Raw genomic sequence first — 14356 nt, 5'->3', positions numbered from 1 at the left:
ACGCCTCTTGTGGAAAATCCGCACGCGAAAGGCCGGTCCGCCCGCTCGGGACGGCCCTGCTCCGGCCCCGTTTCGGGGCTACGGCGACGGAGCCGGTCCCGTTTCCGCGGGCCGCGCCCGGTCGGCGGAACCGTTCACAGCCAGCCGCGGCGGATCGCCTGCACCCCGGCCTGGAAACGGGTACTCGCCCCGAGCCGCTCCAGCAATCGCGCGGTGCGGCGCACCACCGTGCGCCGGGACATACCCAGCCGGCGCGCGATCGTATCGTCGGTGGCTCCCATGCTCATCATGGTGAGGATCGCCCGGTCCCGTTCGTCGAGTTCGTCGGCGGCGGGCTGTACCGAGATCGGCGCGGACAGTGTCCACAGCACATCGAAGCTGCGCACGAGCATGTCCAGCAGCGGCGACCCGCTGACCCGCAGGGCCATCGGGTCGGAGCGGCGTTCATCGGTGTGCAGTACCAGACTGGCACGTTGATCATCGGCGATGATGAGTTTGAACGGCGGATCGGGCAGCGTACGTGCCTGCGCGCCGCGCGCATTGGTGGCCAGGGCGTGCCGCAACCGGTCCGCGTCCTGGTAGACGGTGTCCTGGTAGAGGATCCGGTACCGCACGCCCTCGGCGATGCGTGCCTGCTTCAGGTCGGCGATGCGGATATCGCGGTCCGGGTCGCTGATATGGGGGCTGCGTTCCACCATTTTCACCGTCGACGCGGCGTTCGCGTGCAGCGCTTCGAAATCGGCGAGCAGCTCGGCCCGTTCGAAAACCGGCGCTATCACGCCGTTCCAGCCCTGTGAGCGCCGCACCGAGCGAAACGTTTCGCTGAGCCGGGCCGCGGCGGCGTGCATGGTGCTGATCTGCTGACGGCGCCGCTTGGCCTCGGCCTCGGACAGCGATTCCGGGGCGTGCGCGTCCCAGCGGGCCGTACCGTCGGGGTCGGTGAGCCGGACCACCGCCCGCAATTCGCCCAGTTCGTCGAGGGCGGAGGCCACGGCCTTCTCCGACAGCCCGGTATGCCGCGCGATCTCGGGGAGTCCGGAGCGCGGCCGGTGCACCAGTACCGCGTACACCCGGCCGGGAATCGATTCGGGGTCGAAGATTTCGGCCAGTTCGGTCACGCCAGGAGTTCGCGGTTCATCGTGCAATCCCACGGGAGCGGTGATGATCGGCCGGTCGAACGAGCTTGTCGAGCTCAGTGCGAGGGTCCCCACTCCAGCGGCACCCCCTTGGACGCCATCCAGCTCATCGGATCGATTTTGTTACCGCCCTGGTCCCAGATCTCCAGGTGCAGGTGCGGACCGGTGGATTGACCACGATTACCCACGGTGGCGATCACATCGCCCGCGTTCACCCGCTGCCCCTGGGTGACGTAGATATCGTTCACGTGGCCGTAGACGCCGGTGGTGCCGTCGTCGTGCAGGACGCGCACCCACATTCCGAAGCCGGACGCGGGGCCGGCTTCGATCACCGTACCGTCGGCCACCGATTTGATCGGCGCGCCCAGCGCGTCGGCGAAATCCACCCCGTAGTGCATCGCGCCCCAGCGGCTGCCGTAACCGGAACTGACCACCCCGGCCACCGGACGGACCGCCGGAGCGGGAGCGAACTGCTGGTTCAGCTGTTTCAGGGTCTGCTCGGCCTGGGCCAGCGGTACGGCGACCTCCGGCGGCAGATTGCTCAGGCCGAACGGCGCGGCGACCGGCGCCGCGACCTCGGTGGCCCGAACCGGCGCGGGCGCCGGAGCCGCCACGGGGGCGGCCTGGGCCATCCGTTCGGCGGGCCGGGCCGCTTCGGGCGCCGGAGCGACCGGCTGGGCTTCGATCGCCTCGTCGCCCGAGCTGTCCGGGAGCAACGGTGAGGCGTAGGCGAGGGCCGGAGCGATCTGCGAGGCGGTACCGATGAGCGCGCCGGCCGCGACAGCGGCGCCGGCCGCCGCCCGGACCTTTTCCACGGCGGTGACTTCGGCGCGGTGGCGCCGCGGGCGGACCCGTACGTCGTCGCCGACGAGGCTCATAACGGTGATGGAACTGGGCCCTGATCGATGATTCGCCAAAGTCCGTCCTCGCTATCCGGTCGAAATGGGTACGAACGCCGCGTGCGGATCCAGCTGCTGCCGCAGCCGAACGTAACGTTTCGGCATCCGTTGTGACGGTAACTCTACCGGGCCGTGACCGTATCGCAACATTTTCAGAAAAAAGCGAGGTCACCGAGGTTTGAGAAGAGGCGGGAGGGGCTATACCCATTGTCTCTTCCGTAATCTTCCCGCGGGGCGGCACCTCCCGCCCCACAGCAGGGAAATACCCAGCAACCACCCTCCCGGATACCGAAGGCGACACCGGAGGCCGCCACCACCCCTCGCCTGCCGCACGCCACCGCCGCCACCGGCACCACGGACGAAGACCTCGCGATTCACGAAAGAAACAGCCCTCGAACAGTTTTCATCCCGAATCCACTGTTATTGACAACCAGTTTCGATTAGACTCGGCCCGGCAGATCTGCCGCGGATTTCCGCGAAACCAGTCGCAGACCAGTTGACCCAGGAGGTCGCCGTGTCCCTAGATGTCCCCACCGCCTTACTGGAGCGCGCCGAGCGCGGTGACGTCACCGATGCCGAATTCGTCGAGTGTGTCCGCAACTCGCTGCCCTACGCATGGGAGGTCGTCAGCCGCGTCGCCGAGGAACTGAAGACCGGCACCGCGGAATTCGCCGACAACGAGGTGCCCCCACCCGACGAAACGGCCCGTGGTCAGCTGCTGCGCGCGCTGGCCTCGGATGCCATCCGCGGCGGGCTGGAACGGCATTTCAACGTGAAACTGGCCTTCCAGAACTGCCACCGCGTCGCGGCCTTCCCGCTGGCCGCGGTCGGCGGTGAGACCTACAGCCGGTTCATCAGCCCCCGCAACCAGCTGCTCAACCAGAGCCCCGAACTGCGCAACTGCTGATCGCGTCCCGTCCCCGGCGCGACCGCGCCGGGGACGGCGCACCCGTATCCGGCCCGGGCGCCCCCGTACACGGACGGCGCCCGGCCCGGAGGTCAGCGGACGGTGGTCACGGTCAGCTCGCCCTCCGCGTGCTGGGCCCGCAACCGCTTCTTGTCGAATTTACCGACGCTGGTCTTGGGCACTTCCGGGATGAAGGTCCAGTACTCCGGCAACTGCCATTTGGCGAAACGCCCGGCCAGGAACTCGCGCAATTCCTCCGGCTCCACCGTCGCCCCCTCCGCCGGCACGATCGCCACCAGCGGGCGTTCGTCCCATTTCTCGTCCGGGATACCGATCACCGCCGCCTCGGCCACCGCGGGGTGGCCCATCACCGCGTTCTCCAGATCCACCGAAGAGATCCACTCGCCACCGGACTTGATCACATCCTTGGACCGGTCGACCAGGGTCAGATAGCCGTCCGGGCTGATCTTGCCGACATCACCGGTGCGCAGCCAGCCGTCGTCGAATTTGCCCGCGTCCACCTCCGCCCCGTCGGGCGAATAGTAGGAGCCGGTGATCCAGGGTCCACGCACCTCCACCTCACCCAGGGACCGGCCGTCGTTGGGCACCACGTTCCCGTCGTCGCCGACCAGTCGCGCCCGGACACCGGCCGGGAACCGCCCCTGGGTCACCCGATACGCCCACGCCTCTTCCTCCGTGACCCCCTGCGGCGGCTGCGCCACACTACCCAGCGGTGAGGTCTCGGTCATCCCCCACGCGTGAACCACCCGTACCCCGTGCTTCTCCTCGAACGCCTTCATCATCGCCGGCGGTGCGGCCGAACCGCCCACCACCACCGAGCGCAGGTGTGAGATGTCCTGCGGGGCGGCGGCCAACGCGGCGAGCACCCCGCCCCAGATCGTCGGTACCGCCGCGGCGAAGCTGGGTTTCACCGCGGCCATCATCTCCAGCAGCGGCACCGGTTGCAGGAAGCGGTCGGGCATGAGCAGATTCGCGCCCGCCATCAGCGCGGCGTACGGCAGGCCCCAGGCATTGGCGTGGAAGAGCGGAACGATCGCGAGCACGGTGTCGTCGTTGCGCAGCCCCATCGCGGACGGGGTGGTCGCCTGCATGGCGTGCAACCAGTTGGACCGGTGTGAATACACCACGCCCTTCGGGTCTCCGGTGGTGCCGGAGGTGTAGCACATGGCCGCCGCGGACCGTTCGTCCAATACCGGAAAGTCGTATTCGGCCGGGTATTTCGCGAGGAGTTCGGCGTAATCGTGCACGGTGACCCCTTCGGGCGCCGTCACCGCCGCGATATCACCGTTGACCACGATCACGTGCCGCACCGTCTTCAGATGCGGCAGATATTGAGCGAACATCGGCACCAGACTGCCGTCCACCAGCACCACCTGGTCTTCGGCGTGGTCGGCCACGTAGATCAGCTGTTCGGCGGAGAGCCGGATGTTCAGGGCGTGCAGTACCGCACCCATGGCGGGAATCGCGATATAGGCGAGGAAATGCTCGTTGTTGTTCCACATGAACGTGCCGACCCGGTCGCCCGTGCCGATGCCGAGATCCGTCAGCGCGTTGGCCAGCCGGGCGGAATCCGCGCCGACCTCGCGATAGGTCATCGTTCGCACCCCATCGCCCGTCCAGGTGGATACCGTGGAATCGCCGACGAAGGTGGACGCGTAGCGCAGCAGCGTCGCCAGCGACAGCTGCTCGTCCATCATGGTGCTCAGCATCGGAAACTACCCCTAACTCATCTGGGTGCGGACGGCGGCGATACGAGCCCGGTCGGTCCGGTGAGACACAGAACCAAACATGACTCACATCACTTTCGCCGACCCTACCGTGGCGTAGTCCGGTGTGGGGAAGGTCGAACAAAACAGGGAATCCCAGGACAGAGCCGGGACGGGCCCGGAAGACACCCCGGAAGCGATGGGCGGCGGGATGGGACGCAATGCCCGCGACGCCCCCTGCGGGCCACCGGCACTGCGCCATCGCCGCCGAGCACCAAACCTGGATAGCCCGGAATCCGGGCCGTTGCCAAGCCGGGTAACGAAATGACATCCAAACGAGACACGAACCCAGTTCATGCCCCAATGGTGGGATGTATATCTTCCATTACAAAGCCTCTGAACAGTTGTTATTCGTTTTTCGAATCAATAGACGGAAGGGTGGGAGATTGCTTGCAGATGCACGGGCGCACTCTCACGAGACCTCGGACAGTGGCCGAAAATATTGATTCCATGTCCGTCGTTCTCTCCGGATCCCCGCCGCTGCCCGCCTACCCTTGGAGCATGACAACGCCGTCCATCATCATCATCGGGGCCGGGTTCGGTGGGCTCGGTATGGGACTCGAGCTCCTGCGCTCCGGAATAGACGATTTCACCATCGTCGAAAAGGCCCAGGACTTCGGCGGCGTATGGCGGGAGAACACCTACCCCGGCGCGGCCTGCGATGTGCCGTCCCCCTTGTACTCCTGGTCCTACGAACCCCGCTCCGACTGGCCGCGGCGTTTCTCCGAACAGGCCGATATCCACGACTACATGCGCGGTGTGGTCGCCAAATACGACCTCGAACGCAAGATCCGCTTCGGCACCGAGATCAGCGACGCCGAATACGACGAAACCACGGCGAAATGGCAGATCCGCACCACCGGCGGTGATCAGCTCACCGCCGACGTCCTGATCTCCGCGGTCGGCCAGCTCTCCCGGCCGGCCATGCCGAACATCCCCGGTATCGACACCTTCACCGGTCCCGCCTTCCACTCCGCCGAATGGGACCACTCGGTCGACCTCACCGGGAAGCGCGTGGCCTGTATCGGCACCGGAGCCAGCGCCATCCAGTACATCCCCCGCATCCAGCCGCTCGCCGAACACCTCACCCTCTTCCAGCGCTCCGCGGCCTGGGTCCTGCCCAAGGTCGACGCCACATACGCCGCGCGCCACCACGCCGTGTTCAAGTACCTCCCCCCGGTCCGCTGGGCCGAACGTTTCGGCTGGTGGATGTTCTTCGAGGTGATGGCCCTGGCCCTCACCGACCTGCAGGGCATCCAGGCCCCCGTGGTGAAGGTCGCCGACGCCCACCGTTCCCGGCAGATCCCCGACCCGATCCTGCGCGAGAAGCTCACCCCCGACTACGCCCCCGGCTGTAAACGCGCCCTGTTCTCCAACGACTACTTCCCGGCCCTCGCCCGGCCGAACGTCACTGTGGAGACCAACGCGATCACCGAGATCACCCCCACCGGTGTACGCACCGCCGACGGTATCGAGCACGAAGTCGACGTCATCATCTACGGCACCGGCTTCAAGGGCACCGAATTCCTGGCCCCGATGAACATCTACGGCATCGGCGGCCGCAAACTGGCCGATACCTGGGCCGCCGAAGGCGCCCGCGCCTACCTGGGCATCTCTGTCCCCGAGTTCCCCAACCTGTTCATGATGTACGGCCCGAACACCAACGTCGGCTCCGGCTCCATCGTCTACATGCTGGAATCGCAGGCCCGCTATATCCGCCAGGCCGTCGAATACCTCGGCCGCAACCCGGGCCGCGGCCTGTCCGCCCGCCCCGATATCGAACAGCGCTGGGACGACTGGCTGCAGAAACGCCTGAAGGACACCCCCTGGAACTTCTGCTCCAGCTGGTACCGCAACGCCTCGGGCCGCATCACCAACAACTGGCCGGGCGCCACGGTCCTCTACCGCTGGAAGACCCGCCGCTTCGACCCGGCCGACTACGAGCAGACCCGCGCGGCCTGACCGTCACCGGCACCGTTGCCCACGATGCGGTCCCCCGGCCGGTGACCCGGTAGACTCCTGCCCACCGGCCACCGGCCGGCCCTCGTAGCTCAGGGGATAGAGCACCGCTCTCCTAAAGCGGGTGTCGCAGGTTCGAATCCTGCCGAGGGCACAACTATCTGCGCAGATCAGGCGGGCTTCTTCTCGAAGCCTTCCTGTCCGCCTGCTCCCCCAGTCCGCAGCCAGTCCGCAGCGAATCCAGTGCGGGCCGTATCGAGTCTCGTCGCCACGTCATCGAGATCGTCATCGAACAAGTCCGCGTAGAAGTCCAGCGTGGTGCTCGGCTTGTCGTGGCCCAGCATTCGCTGGAGGGCAAGCACCGAGGCTCCCTGCGACACAGCAAGCGAAGCGGCCGTGTGCCGAAGCTCGTGCGGAGTGAGTCCACCCAACCCCGCAGCTTTCGCGGCAGCATCGAACCAATCCCGCCGCATGTTCCGCACCCGCAGGACTGCACCCTGTGACGAGGTGAAAACCTCCGCGTCATCACTTCGGCCGGCCACACGCTCTTTCATCGGCTCAACCAGGAATGCCGGGAACGCGACACTTCGTCGCTGGTGATCCTTCGGGGCCTTGGCCACCAGATGCCCATCCACCTCGGTAATCGTCCGCTCGACCTGAATCCTTCTGCGCCCGATACTGATTGCGGAAGTCTGCATACCCGCAAGCTCGGCGAACCGTAGACCGCAGTAGGCCAGCACCATCACCGTGAGCCAGTTGGAACCCGCGCACTCGGCCAGCCGCTCGACCTCGACGCCGGACAGATAGCGCCGTTTGGCAAGTCGCTGCTTCGGCCGGTCCACGGTGCGGCACGGATTGACCGCGATCTTGCGAGTCTTGACCGCGTGGTCACAGATCTGAGACAGCACGCCGAGGTTCTTCCGGACGGTGCCACCGGCCGCACCTGCTTCCACCTGGGCAGTAACCCATGTCTGAAGCTCGTCGTGCATATCCACCAGGTCAGCGAGCCTCACGCTCCCCCACTTCGGGAGAATATGCCGCTTCACGATCGACTCGTACCGCGACCGTGTGCCACGTTCCCAGGAGGGATGCCCCGCCAGCCACGCTTGCGCAACCACATCAACGGTTACCCGTCCTGCGGATGGCGGCGCGTGCAATCCCACGACCACTGCCGAAGTCTGGCCGTCCAGCCAGGTCTGGGCGTCCGCCTTTCGCGCGAAGCTCTTCGCGTGCTCTTTCCCCGAGCCGTCGACGTACCGAGCCATCCAGCGCTTACCTGTTCCATAGCGCGTCGAGGGAACTCGCCGAACCGTGCCATCCTCCTGCCGTTCCTCCCTGGTCCAGCGGTCTTCGACCCCCGAGCGACGATTACGGTGGGTAGCCATCAGGCAGCCTCACCGGTGCCGGTCAGCTTCTCCTGCTCAGCGATCCAGGCCAGGACCACGGACTTGCGCCACACCCGGCGGCGGGGCCCCAGCTTGAAACTCGCCGGGCCCTGTCCGACATGTGCCCACCACCGCCAGGTAGCCGCCGGAATCCCGGTCAGCGCCTCGCAGTCCTTCGCCCGCAGATACGACTCTTCCTCACTCATCGTGTTCCCCTTCCTATGCCGCTACCGGAATTGCCGAACTGTCTTGCTGTGCTGGTGGGCCCGCTGCGAGCAGTGCGCGGGTGTACTCGGCGCGCCAGATCTTGCGTTTGGCGATGGCCGAGAGGATCAGGTGATCGCGGGGCGGGGCCGAGCGGTCCCCGGGCCGGACGATGGACAGCTTCAGGTGTGAGGTGTCGGGTTTGACGATCCCCACCGAGGCCAGCAGTTGCCGAACGAATTCGGCGCGGTCGGCCTTGTGGTCCGGGAGGGTTTTGTTCGACCACTGTCGGGAGACCAGGACCCGGCGGCCGGGCAGACCGAGGGTGTCCCGCCGATGCGCTTTGCCTTTGCAGCGGCCGGGGATGGTCTTCTCGGTGGCGCCTTGGGGGACGATGCCGTAGCGCAGCCAGACCGGGCACCGTTTCGAGCACGGGGTGTGCTGCAACTCGGCGTGGAGCCGGTTGTAGTGGACGCGGGTGCGGTCGGAGTCGGTCTCCAGAACTTCGGCGATGGACTTGGTCAGGTACTTGGTGACATACCCGATGGCGCGGTCGGCTTTGCGGCCGGGGACGTGACCACGGATATCAGCGCGGTCCATCTGCTCCCCGAACCGCACCACATGCGCGGGTTCCAGGTCGTCGACATCGTCGAGGAGATCTTGCACGTCATCGAACGCCAGTAGCGGCGAACGAGTAGCGGGGTCGACGAAGGTCAGCCGGACCGGATCCCAGACCGGGACGATGTCGCCGGGGTAGACCTCGCTGTCGCGGTCGTGCGGGGGCCACCACACGTTGTGATACGTCGCGGCCGTCACCTGGCGGATGATGTCGCGGGGCACCGTGCCCCGGATCAGGATGTGCAGGTGCGGGGCGCCGCGTTTCTGGGGCTCCACGGTGCCGTAGTACTGGACGTTCCAGCCGACCGCCCGGCGCAGGTTCTGCATCCACCGATCGAACAGCGCCGAGAAGTGCACGACATCGCGGGCGGCACGCTGGTAGTCGTAGTTGTCCGGGTTGACCGGGGAACCGTCCCCGACTGTTTCGCCCTTGTCGTTGACCGCGCCGTCGCGGTTGATGGCCCCATAGGACGGCATCGTGAGCGTGATGAACATCGACGGCTGATGTCCGGCGTAGGTGCGGCCCACCGTGGTTTTCTCGACCTTCAGGCGAGGCAGGTTCGGGACATCCTGACGGCGCCGGGTGGAGCGGGCACGCCGCGGCTTCTGCTCCCGGTCCAGGGCGGGCAGCCGTCCCCGGAACCCGGACTCTTTCATCTCCGCGTCCAGGTCGGCGACGACTTCCCGAACCCCGGCCATCATGTCGGTATCACCGTCGGCCTTGGCCTGCTGGTAGGTGTCGAACAAGTCCGCTCGGGCGGCCAGCAGCGCGGTTTGGTGTTCGGTGGGGTCGGTCTTGTCGGTTTCGGGTTCGTGGTCGAGGTGCCAGCCCTCCCGGCACTGGGTGATCCGCAGGAACCGCGCCTTTTCGGCGCAGGGCGGGCACACCGAAGCGACGGTGGACTTGCACGGAGCCGCTATGTACTCCTCGGTGAGGGTTTTCGGGTTGTAGGCCAGCATCGGTATCGGCCGGACACAGATGTGTTCCTGGGCGGCGAGTGCTTCGGCGACATCCCGGAAGTCCGGCAGGCTACGACGCGCCGCCGCTGTCTGCCGGACCTCCGGGGCGACCCCGGCATCGGTCGAGGCCGTGCTGTTCATCAGGCGGTGTGTCCTTCCTGCTTGGTCCAGTGATCCACCCGAGGCAGCACCACCACCGTCTCGGCGCGGGCGTCACCGAAGCGGAACCGCAGCTCCACGGTGGCGGGGCCGATGATGCTGGCGTGGCACTGTTCGGCTTTGAAGGCGTGGGCGAGGGTCTCGGCGCGCATCTCGAAATCGGCCGGCGACTGGCCCTCCAGCATCCGCAGCCGCACCCGATCGGTGCCGTGGCCGATACCGACCGCGAGCAGTTTCGGTGTCACGGTGCGGGTTTCGGTCGCGACGGTGAGGCGGCAGGCCTTCATCAGCCGGGCCCAGTTGCGGCGGTAACGCCACCAGGTCAGAAACCGGGTCCGGGCCCGGTCGGTGATCCACCGGTCAAACATCTCCGGGCGGGCCTTGCGCCACAGCAGCAGCACGGCCGTGAACGCCACTGCCAGGGCTATGCCGGAGGGCCAGCCGACCAGCACACCAGCAGTGACCGCCAAGGCGATCGGGGCAGAGATCGGGGGGAACAGGATCGCCCAGTGGACCGCGACCCCGGCCCCGAGCACCGCATACCAGCCGGTGTTCAGGACCGCGAGGCCGAGCAGGTCGAACGGGTCCCGCCGACGCTGGGAGCCGGTGGTGACGGTGGCCGTGGTGGCGCCGGTGGTCAGGGTGGTGGTGTTCATGTCGGGTTCTCCGGGTCGAACAGGTCGAGTTGGTCGGGGCAGGGTTCGTGCAGGTTCTTCCGGGTCCGCCGCGACTGTTTGCGGGGTGGGTGGTCGGTGGCCTGCACGACGAGGCGGGGCCGCTCGCTGGGCTGGTCAGTGGTGGGCGGGGTGTGGGTCATGCCGCCCACCCGGAACCGTCGTCGTGGTAGGTGGTGAAGTCCCAGCCGGGCAGCTGTCCGGTGTCGGCGAACATGCCCATCGCGACCGAGACCGGGTCGTGTCCGGCGCGTTCCAGAGCGCAGCGACGGCGGGAGGCGAGGTCGATCACGTCGGCGGGCGCGGTGGTGATCAGGTTGCGGGACATGGCTATTTCTCCGTTCCGAGCGGCAGGCGGGGGTGGGTGACGATGGAGGTCAGTGCGCGGTGGAACAGCAGTTCCTCCTTGTGCCGCAGTGCTGTCATGCGGTGGGCTCCTGCGATCGGTCCACGGCGGCCGCGCACGAGCACACCGGCCCCGGTGGGCTGTGAGTGGACGACCCAGATGTCGGCGAGATCGAACGCGGTGAGTGTCAATGTCGTCGGGCGTCGGGTACCGGTGCTCACCCAGAGCCCCGCGCCGTAGCCAGCGATGGCGTCGAGGGCGTCCAGCGCGGGAGTGGGTGTGGTGGCGGTCGAGACGAACCCGACGATCGACACCGGCGGGCGCGGTGGTGGTGCACCGAGGTCATTGGTCCACGCCTCCCAGATAGCGAGGGTGGACCGGTCGAGCTCGGGCCCCTGCCCGTGGCTGATGCGGTCGAACCACACGTCCGGGTCGATGGTGATGACCGGGAACACCGTGTGGTCACTGACCTTGGTCAGCGGCAGCACAATCCCCGGCCACCCGGCTTCCCTGACTCCGTCGCGTACGTGATCAGGCACCGGCGCGGTCACGGTGAATCCGCTGCTCATGCCGCCACCAACCCGGAACCGTCGGTTTCCTCACCGAGATCATCGGGATCGAAGCCGGTGTAGTCGGCTTTCGGGGACAGGTCCGGCTGAGCCGGGGAGTAGGCGTCGACGATGCGGTCGATGTCGTCGTCGGAGACCCAGAAGGCGCGCACCCGCCGGAACTCGTTCGAGCCGTCCTGACCGACGTAGGCGACACCGGGTGTGGTGGCGGGGATCTCGTGGCAGCGCGCACCGCGATCCTTGGCGCTCTGACCGTGGACCATGGTCGTCTGGGTCGGTTCGTCGAAGCGCAGGCCGATCCGGACCGAGAACAGCTGCCGGTTGGGCATATTCTCCTTCGACGGGTCCTGCAACGCCACGATCACGCTGAAGCCGACCGCACGCCCCTGAGTCAGAAGCAGACCCAGCAGCCGCAACCCCTCGTTGACCTGTTCACGGGTGGCGAACGCCGACAGGGCCGCGTACTCGTCGATGACAATGACCTTCAGCGGCTCGTCGACACTGGGCGTGAACTTGCGGATACCGGCGGCCTTGAACCGGGCTTTGCGTTCCTCCAACTCGGCCACAGCGGTGGTCAGCATGGTGATGATGCCGTCGGCGGTCCACTGGAAATCGGTCCACAACCGGTCTTCACCAGCGCCGAATTCCATGCCGCCCTTCGGGTCACCCAGCAGGACGTCCACCAGTCCGGCTTTGATCGCGGGGCCGAGGCCGTTGATGATCGACCACAACACGCTGCCTTTGCCCGAGCCGGTGGCACCGGCGATCAGGATGTGGGAGTACATGACCCGCAGCCGCCACACATCGTGGTCTTCGGTCACCCCGACCGGGACCGCTTCCAGATCCACCCCGTAGGCCAACAGACCCGTGACCGGCGCCGAGTCGGCAAGAGTGTCGACGGTACGCAATTCCAGGTGCACAAACCCCGGAGACGGACTCGTCACCCGGACCTCCGGGACAGCGAAGTAAGCCGCCAGAGCTTCGCGGGTAGCGTCATTGGCCCAAGACTGGAGGGACTGCCCGCCCAGCATCTGGACCTCCACCAGCATCCCGGCAGCGGTCAACGTCGCCGCGGTGATGTTGGGGTACCCGGTCTCCCACGAACCCAGGCCGAGGGCAGGCCACATCAGGGCCAGTTGGGCGGAATCGGTGACGATCGAGGCCGCCGGGACAAGCTCCCCCGGAATGCCGGAGTTCTGGTCGGCCGCAGTGCGGTCGATGACACCGGCGAGGCGACGCCAGCGCCACATGGTGAACGCGGTCACCGCCGCCGAACCACCGACAATGAACAGGTCAGGCGAGAGCATCACGCCACCCCCTGGCCCTGCGGCTTGCCCAGGTCGCACATCAGGCGGCAACCCCGAGCGTCGGCGGGCGGCACCGGAGGCTCAGCGCAGAACATCGCGCAGTCCTTCGCCGAGGGCGGGGTGTCCTCACAGAACATCGCGCACGGAGCAGGAGCAGGAGCCGCGACCGCGTCAGCGGCGGGGACGACGGCCAGCAGCGGCGCGAGGACCGCGACAGCCAGGACAGTGGATTTCGAGAACATCAGGCACCCCCAACAGGGACAGCGAGCGGCAGCATCGTTTGCACCGGACGCGAGGAACGAACAGGAGGAAGCGGCGCGACCGGGGCCGCAGGAGCCAGGGCCGGGGCCGGATCGGGAACCGGCGCGAGGACAGGCACAGGCGGCACGGCCGGTTCGGGTTCGGGAACCGGATCGGTCACCGGTTCGGGAGCAGATTCGGCCGGCAAAGCCACCGAGGCAGGCCCGGGCTCGGCCACCGGGTCGGGCTCGGCCTGGACTTGGGCACGCTGGCGGGCAGCAACCCGGAACAACAGGGCCAGGCCGTGGGTATCGACCAGCAGCGATATCGGAGCGACCGCCGCGACCAGAGCGGCAGCCCAGCCGGGTAGTGGTTGACCGGCTGCGACCGCGTGGACCGAGTTCCCGGCCACCGAGACCAGGGCGCCGACCACCAGCACCCCGAGGAAAAACCGGCGTTCGGACTTGTGACGGGCGCAGACCAGCAGCCCGAAGGTGGCCAGCAGGATCGTGCCGTCCACGATCAGCGGGAACAACCACGCATCCTCGGCGGGCATCCGGGCCAGCCGGGCGAGGTCTTCCAGGGTGGAAAACGACAACCGGAACGCCGCCGCCCCCACCCCCAGGATGATGAGTGCGGCGGACCAGCGCGCAAATCGCATCCCCGCCGACTGATCCGCCGCCCGCATCACGCGGCCTTACCGGAAGGCCGAGCAGCACCCGGATCGGCCGGAGTCTGCTTGGCGCCGGAGATGTCCCCGGCGAACCCGGTCGCCCGGATGTTCCAACCGATCGACTTGAACTCGCCCTGACCGGCGATCTTCGGCTTGACCTGCAACCCCTCCAACACGATCGGCCGCATCCCCGGCGCAAGCTCCGGAGTCGAGGGAACCGGCATGTGATCGGCGACGAACACCAGATCGAAACTCGCCTGACGAGCATTCGGGGCCGCCGGATCGGTCACCGTCGCCTTCCACAGCCGCTTACCGGTGCCGTTACCCTCCGCGTCCAGGTCCTGACGCTGACGCTTCGGCGCGTTGCGGTCGGAGTTGAACTCCAACATCGGCTCGACATCACCCAGCAGGAACAGACCCTTCGGGAACGCATCCTCGAACGCCGGGGTGAACCACAGATCCTTCATAGCCATTTCAGAACTCCTTACGAACGAAGTGGTTGATGTCATCTATATGACCATGGATGTCTAGAT

At 67.1% G+C, this 14356-nt stretch carries 16 protein-coding genes and 1 tRNA gene; 3 read left to right on the top strand and 14 right to left on the bottom strand.

Annotated elements, in window-relative coordinates; all coding sequences use genetic code 11:
• Nucleotides 1-134: 134 nt before the first annotated feature.
• Nucleotides 135-1118, bottom strand: a complete 984-nt coding sequence (locus ACYR7D_RS09545) for a LuxR C-terminal-related transcriptional regulator (RefSeq protein WP_459549249.1) — start codon at nt 1116-1118, stop codon at nt 135-137.
• Nucleotides 1119-1192: 74 nt separating this feature from the next.
• Nucleotides 1193-2014, bottom strand: a complete 822-nt coding sequence (locus ACYR7D_RS09540) for a M23 family metallopeptidase (protein WP_459549248.1) — start codon at nt 2012-2014, stop codon at nt 1193-1195.
• Between the two features lie 535 nt (nt 2015-2549).
• Here ACYR7D_RS09540 and ACYR7D_RS09535 point away from each other — a divergent pair.
• Entirely contained in the window at nt 2550-2942 is a 393-nt protein-coding gene (locus tag ACYR7D_RS09535; RefSeq protein ID WP_459549247.1) for an SCO5389 family protein, read from the top strand.
• A 92-nt stretch (nt 2943-3034) separates the two neighbouring features.
• On the opposite strand, the gene ACYR7D_RS09530 is transcribed toward ACYR7D_RS09535, so the two are convergent.
• Nucleotides 3035-4672 carry a long-chain fatty acid--CoA ligase gene (locus ACYR7D_RS09530; RefSeq protein ID WP_459549246.1) on the bottom strand — a complete coding sequence of 546 codons (1638 nt, stop codon included), beginning with the start codon at nt 4670-4672 and terminating at the stop codon, nt 3035-3037.
• 558 nt (nt 4673-5230) lie between these two features.
• Here ACYR7D_RS09530 and ACYR7D_RS09525 point away from each other — a divergent pair.
• Together ACYR7D_RS09525 and ACYR7D_RS09520 are read left to right on the top strand one after the other, a co-directional pair.
• The gene (locus ACYR7D_RS09525; RefSeq protein WP_459549245.1) at nt 5231-6691 is read left to right on the top strand and encodes a flavin-containing monooxygenase; all 1461 of its coding nucleotides are present in this window, start codon (nt 5231-5233) and stop codon (nt 6689-6691) included.
• Between the two features lie 78 nt (nt 6692-6769).
• Nucleotides 6770-6842 (top strand) — tRNA-Arg (locus tag ACYR7D_RS09520).
• Between the two features lie 16 nt (nt 6843-6858).
• Here the strand turns inward: ACYR7D_RS09520 and ACYR7D_RS09515 are convergent.
• The 11 genes from ACYR7D_RS09515 to ACYR7D_RS09465 form a co-directional block, all read right to left on the bottom strand.
• Nucleotides 6859-7953 carry a tyrosine-type recombinase/integrase gene (locus tag ACYR7D_RS09515; protein ID WP_459549244.1) on the bottom strand — a complete coding sequence of 365 codons (1095 nt, stop codon included), beginning with the start codon at nt 7951-7953 and terminating at the stop codon, nt 6859-6861.
• 119 nt (nt 7954-8072) lie between these two features.
• Nucleotides 8073-8279 carry a helix-turn-helix transcriptional regulator gene (locus tag ACYR7D_RS09510; RefSeq protein ID WP_459549243.1) on the bottom strand — a complete coding sequence of 69 codons (207 nt, stop codon included), beginning with the start codon at nt 8277-8279 and terminating at the stop codon, nt 8073-8075.
• Nucleotides 8280-8292: 13 nt separating this feature from the next.
• Nucleotides 8293-9996: a replication initiator gene (locus tag ACYR7D_RS09505; RefSeq protein ID WP_459549242.1), complete on the bottom strand. Its 1704-nt coding sequence runs from the start codon at nt 9994-9996 to the stop codon at nt 8293-8295.
• Entirely contained in the window at nt 9996-10670 is a 675-nt protein-coding gene (locus ACYR7D_RS09500) for a hypothetical protein (protein ID WP_459549241.1), read from the bottom strand. Before ACYR7D_RS09500 ends, ACYR7D_RS09505 begins: the two co-directional genes overlap by 1 nt.
• Nucleotides 10667-10831: a hypothetical protein gene (locus ACYR7D_RS09495; protein ID WP_459549240.1), complete on the bottom strand. Its 165-nt coding sequence runs from the start codon at nt 10829-10831 to the stop codon at nt 10667-10669. The genes ACYR7D_RS09500 and ACYR7D_RS09495 overlap by 4 nt, the downstream gene beginning before the upstream one ends.
• Complete coding sequence (locus ACYR7D_RS09490; RefSeq protein WP_459549239.1) at nt 10828-11016, bottom strand: hypothetical protein; 189 nt, start codon at nt 11014-11016, stop codon at nt 10828-10830. The genes ACYR7D_RS09495 and ACYR7D_RS09490 overlap by 4 nt, the downstream gene beginning before the upstream one ends.
• 2 nt (nt 11017-11018) lie before the next feature.
• On the bottom strand, nt 11019-11603 hold the full coding sequence (locus tag ACYR7D_RS09485) for a hypothetical protein (RefSeq protein ID WP_459549238.1): 585 nt from the start codon (nt 11601-11603) through the stop codon (nt 11019-11021).
• Nucleotides 11600-12910 carry an FtsK/SpoIIIE domain-containing protein gene (locus ACYR7D_RS09480; RefSeq protein ID WP_459549237.1) on the bottom strand — a complete coding sequence of 437 codons (1311 nt, stop codon included), beginning with the start codon at nt 12908-12910 and terminating at the stop codon, nt 11600-11602. Before ACYR7D_RS09480 ends, ACYR7D_RS09485 begins: the two co-directional genes overlap by 4 nt.
• Nucleotides 12910-13152: a hypothetical protein gene (locus tag ACYR7D_RS09475; protein WP_459549236.1), complete on the bottom strand. Its 243-nt coding sequence runs from the start codon at nt 13150-13152 to the stop codon at nt 12910-12912. Before ACYR7D_RS09475 ends, ACYR7D_RS09480 begins: the two co-directional genes overlap by 1 nt.
• Nucleotides 13152-13838: a DUF2637 domain-containing protein gene (locus ACYR7D_RS09470; RefSeq protein ID WP_459549235.1), complete on the bottom strand. Its 687-nt coding sequence runs from the start codon at nt 13836-13838 to the stop codon at nt 13152-13154. Before ACYR7D_RS09470 ends, ACYR7D_RS09475 begins: the two co-directional genes overlap by 1 nt.
• The gene (locus tag ACYR7D_RS09465; protein WP_459549234.1) at nt 13838-14296 is read right to left on the bottom strand and encodes a hypothetical protein; all 459 of its coding nucleotides are present in this window, start codon (nt 14294-14296) and stop codon (nt 13838-13840) included. Before ACYR7D_RS09465 ends, ACYR7D_RS09470 begins: the two co-directional genes overlap by 1 nt.
• Between the last annotated feature and the right edge of the window lie 60 nt (nt 14297-14356).

The sequence above is a fragment of the Nocardia sp. X0981 genome, from assembly GCF_977089955.1.
The sequence above is the reverse complement of the archived record's forward strand: the minus strand, read 5'-3'. Positions and strand labels throughout refer to the sequence as shown.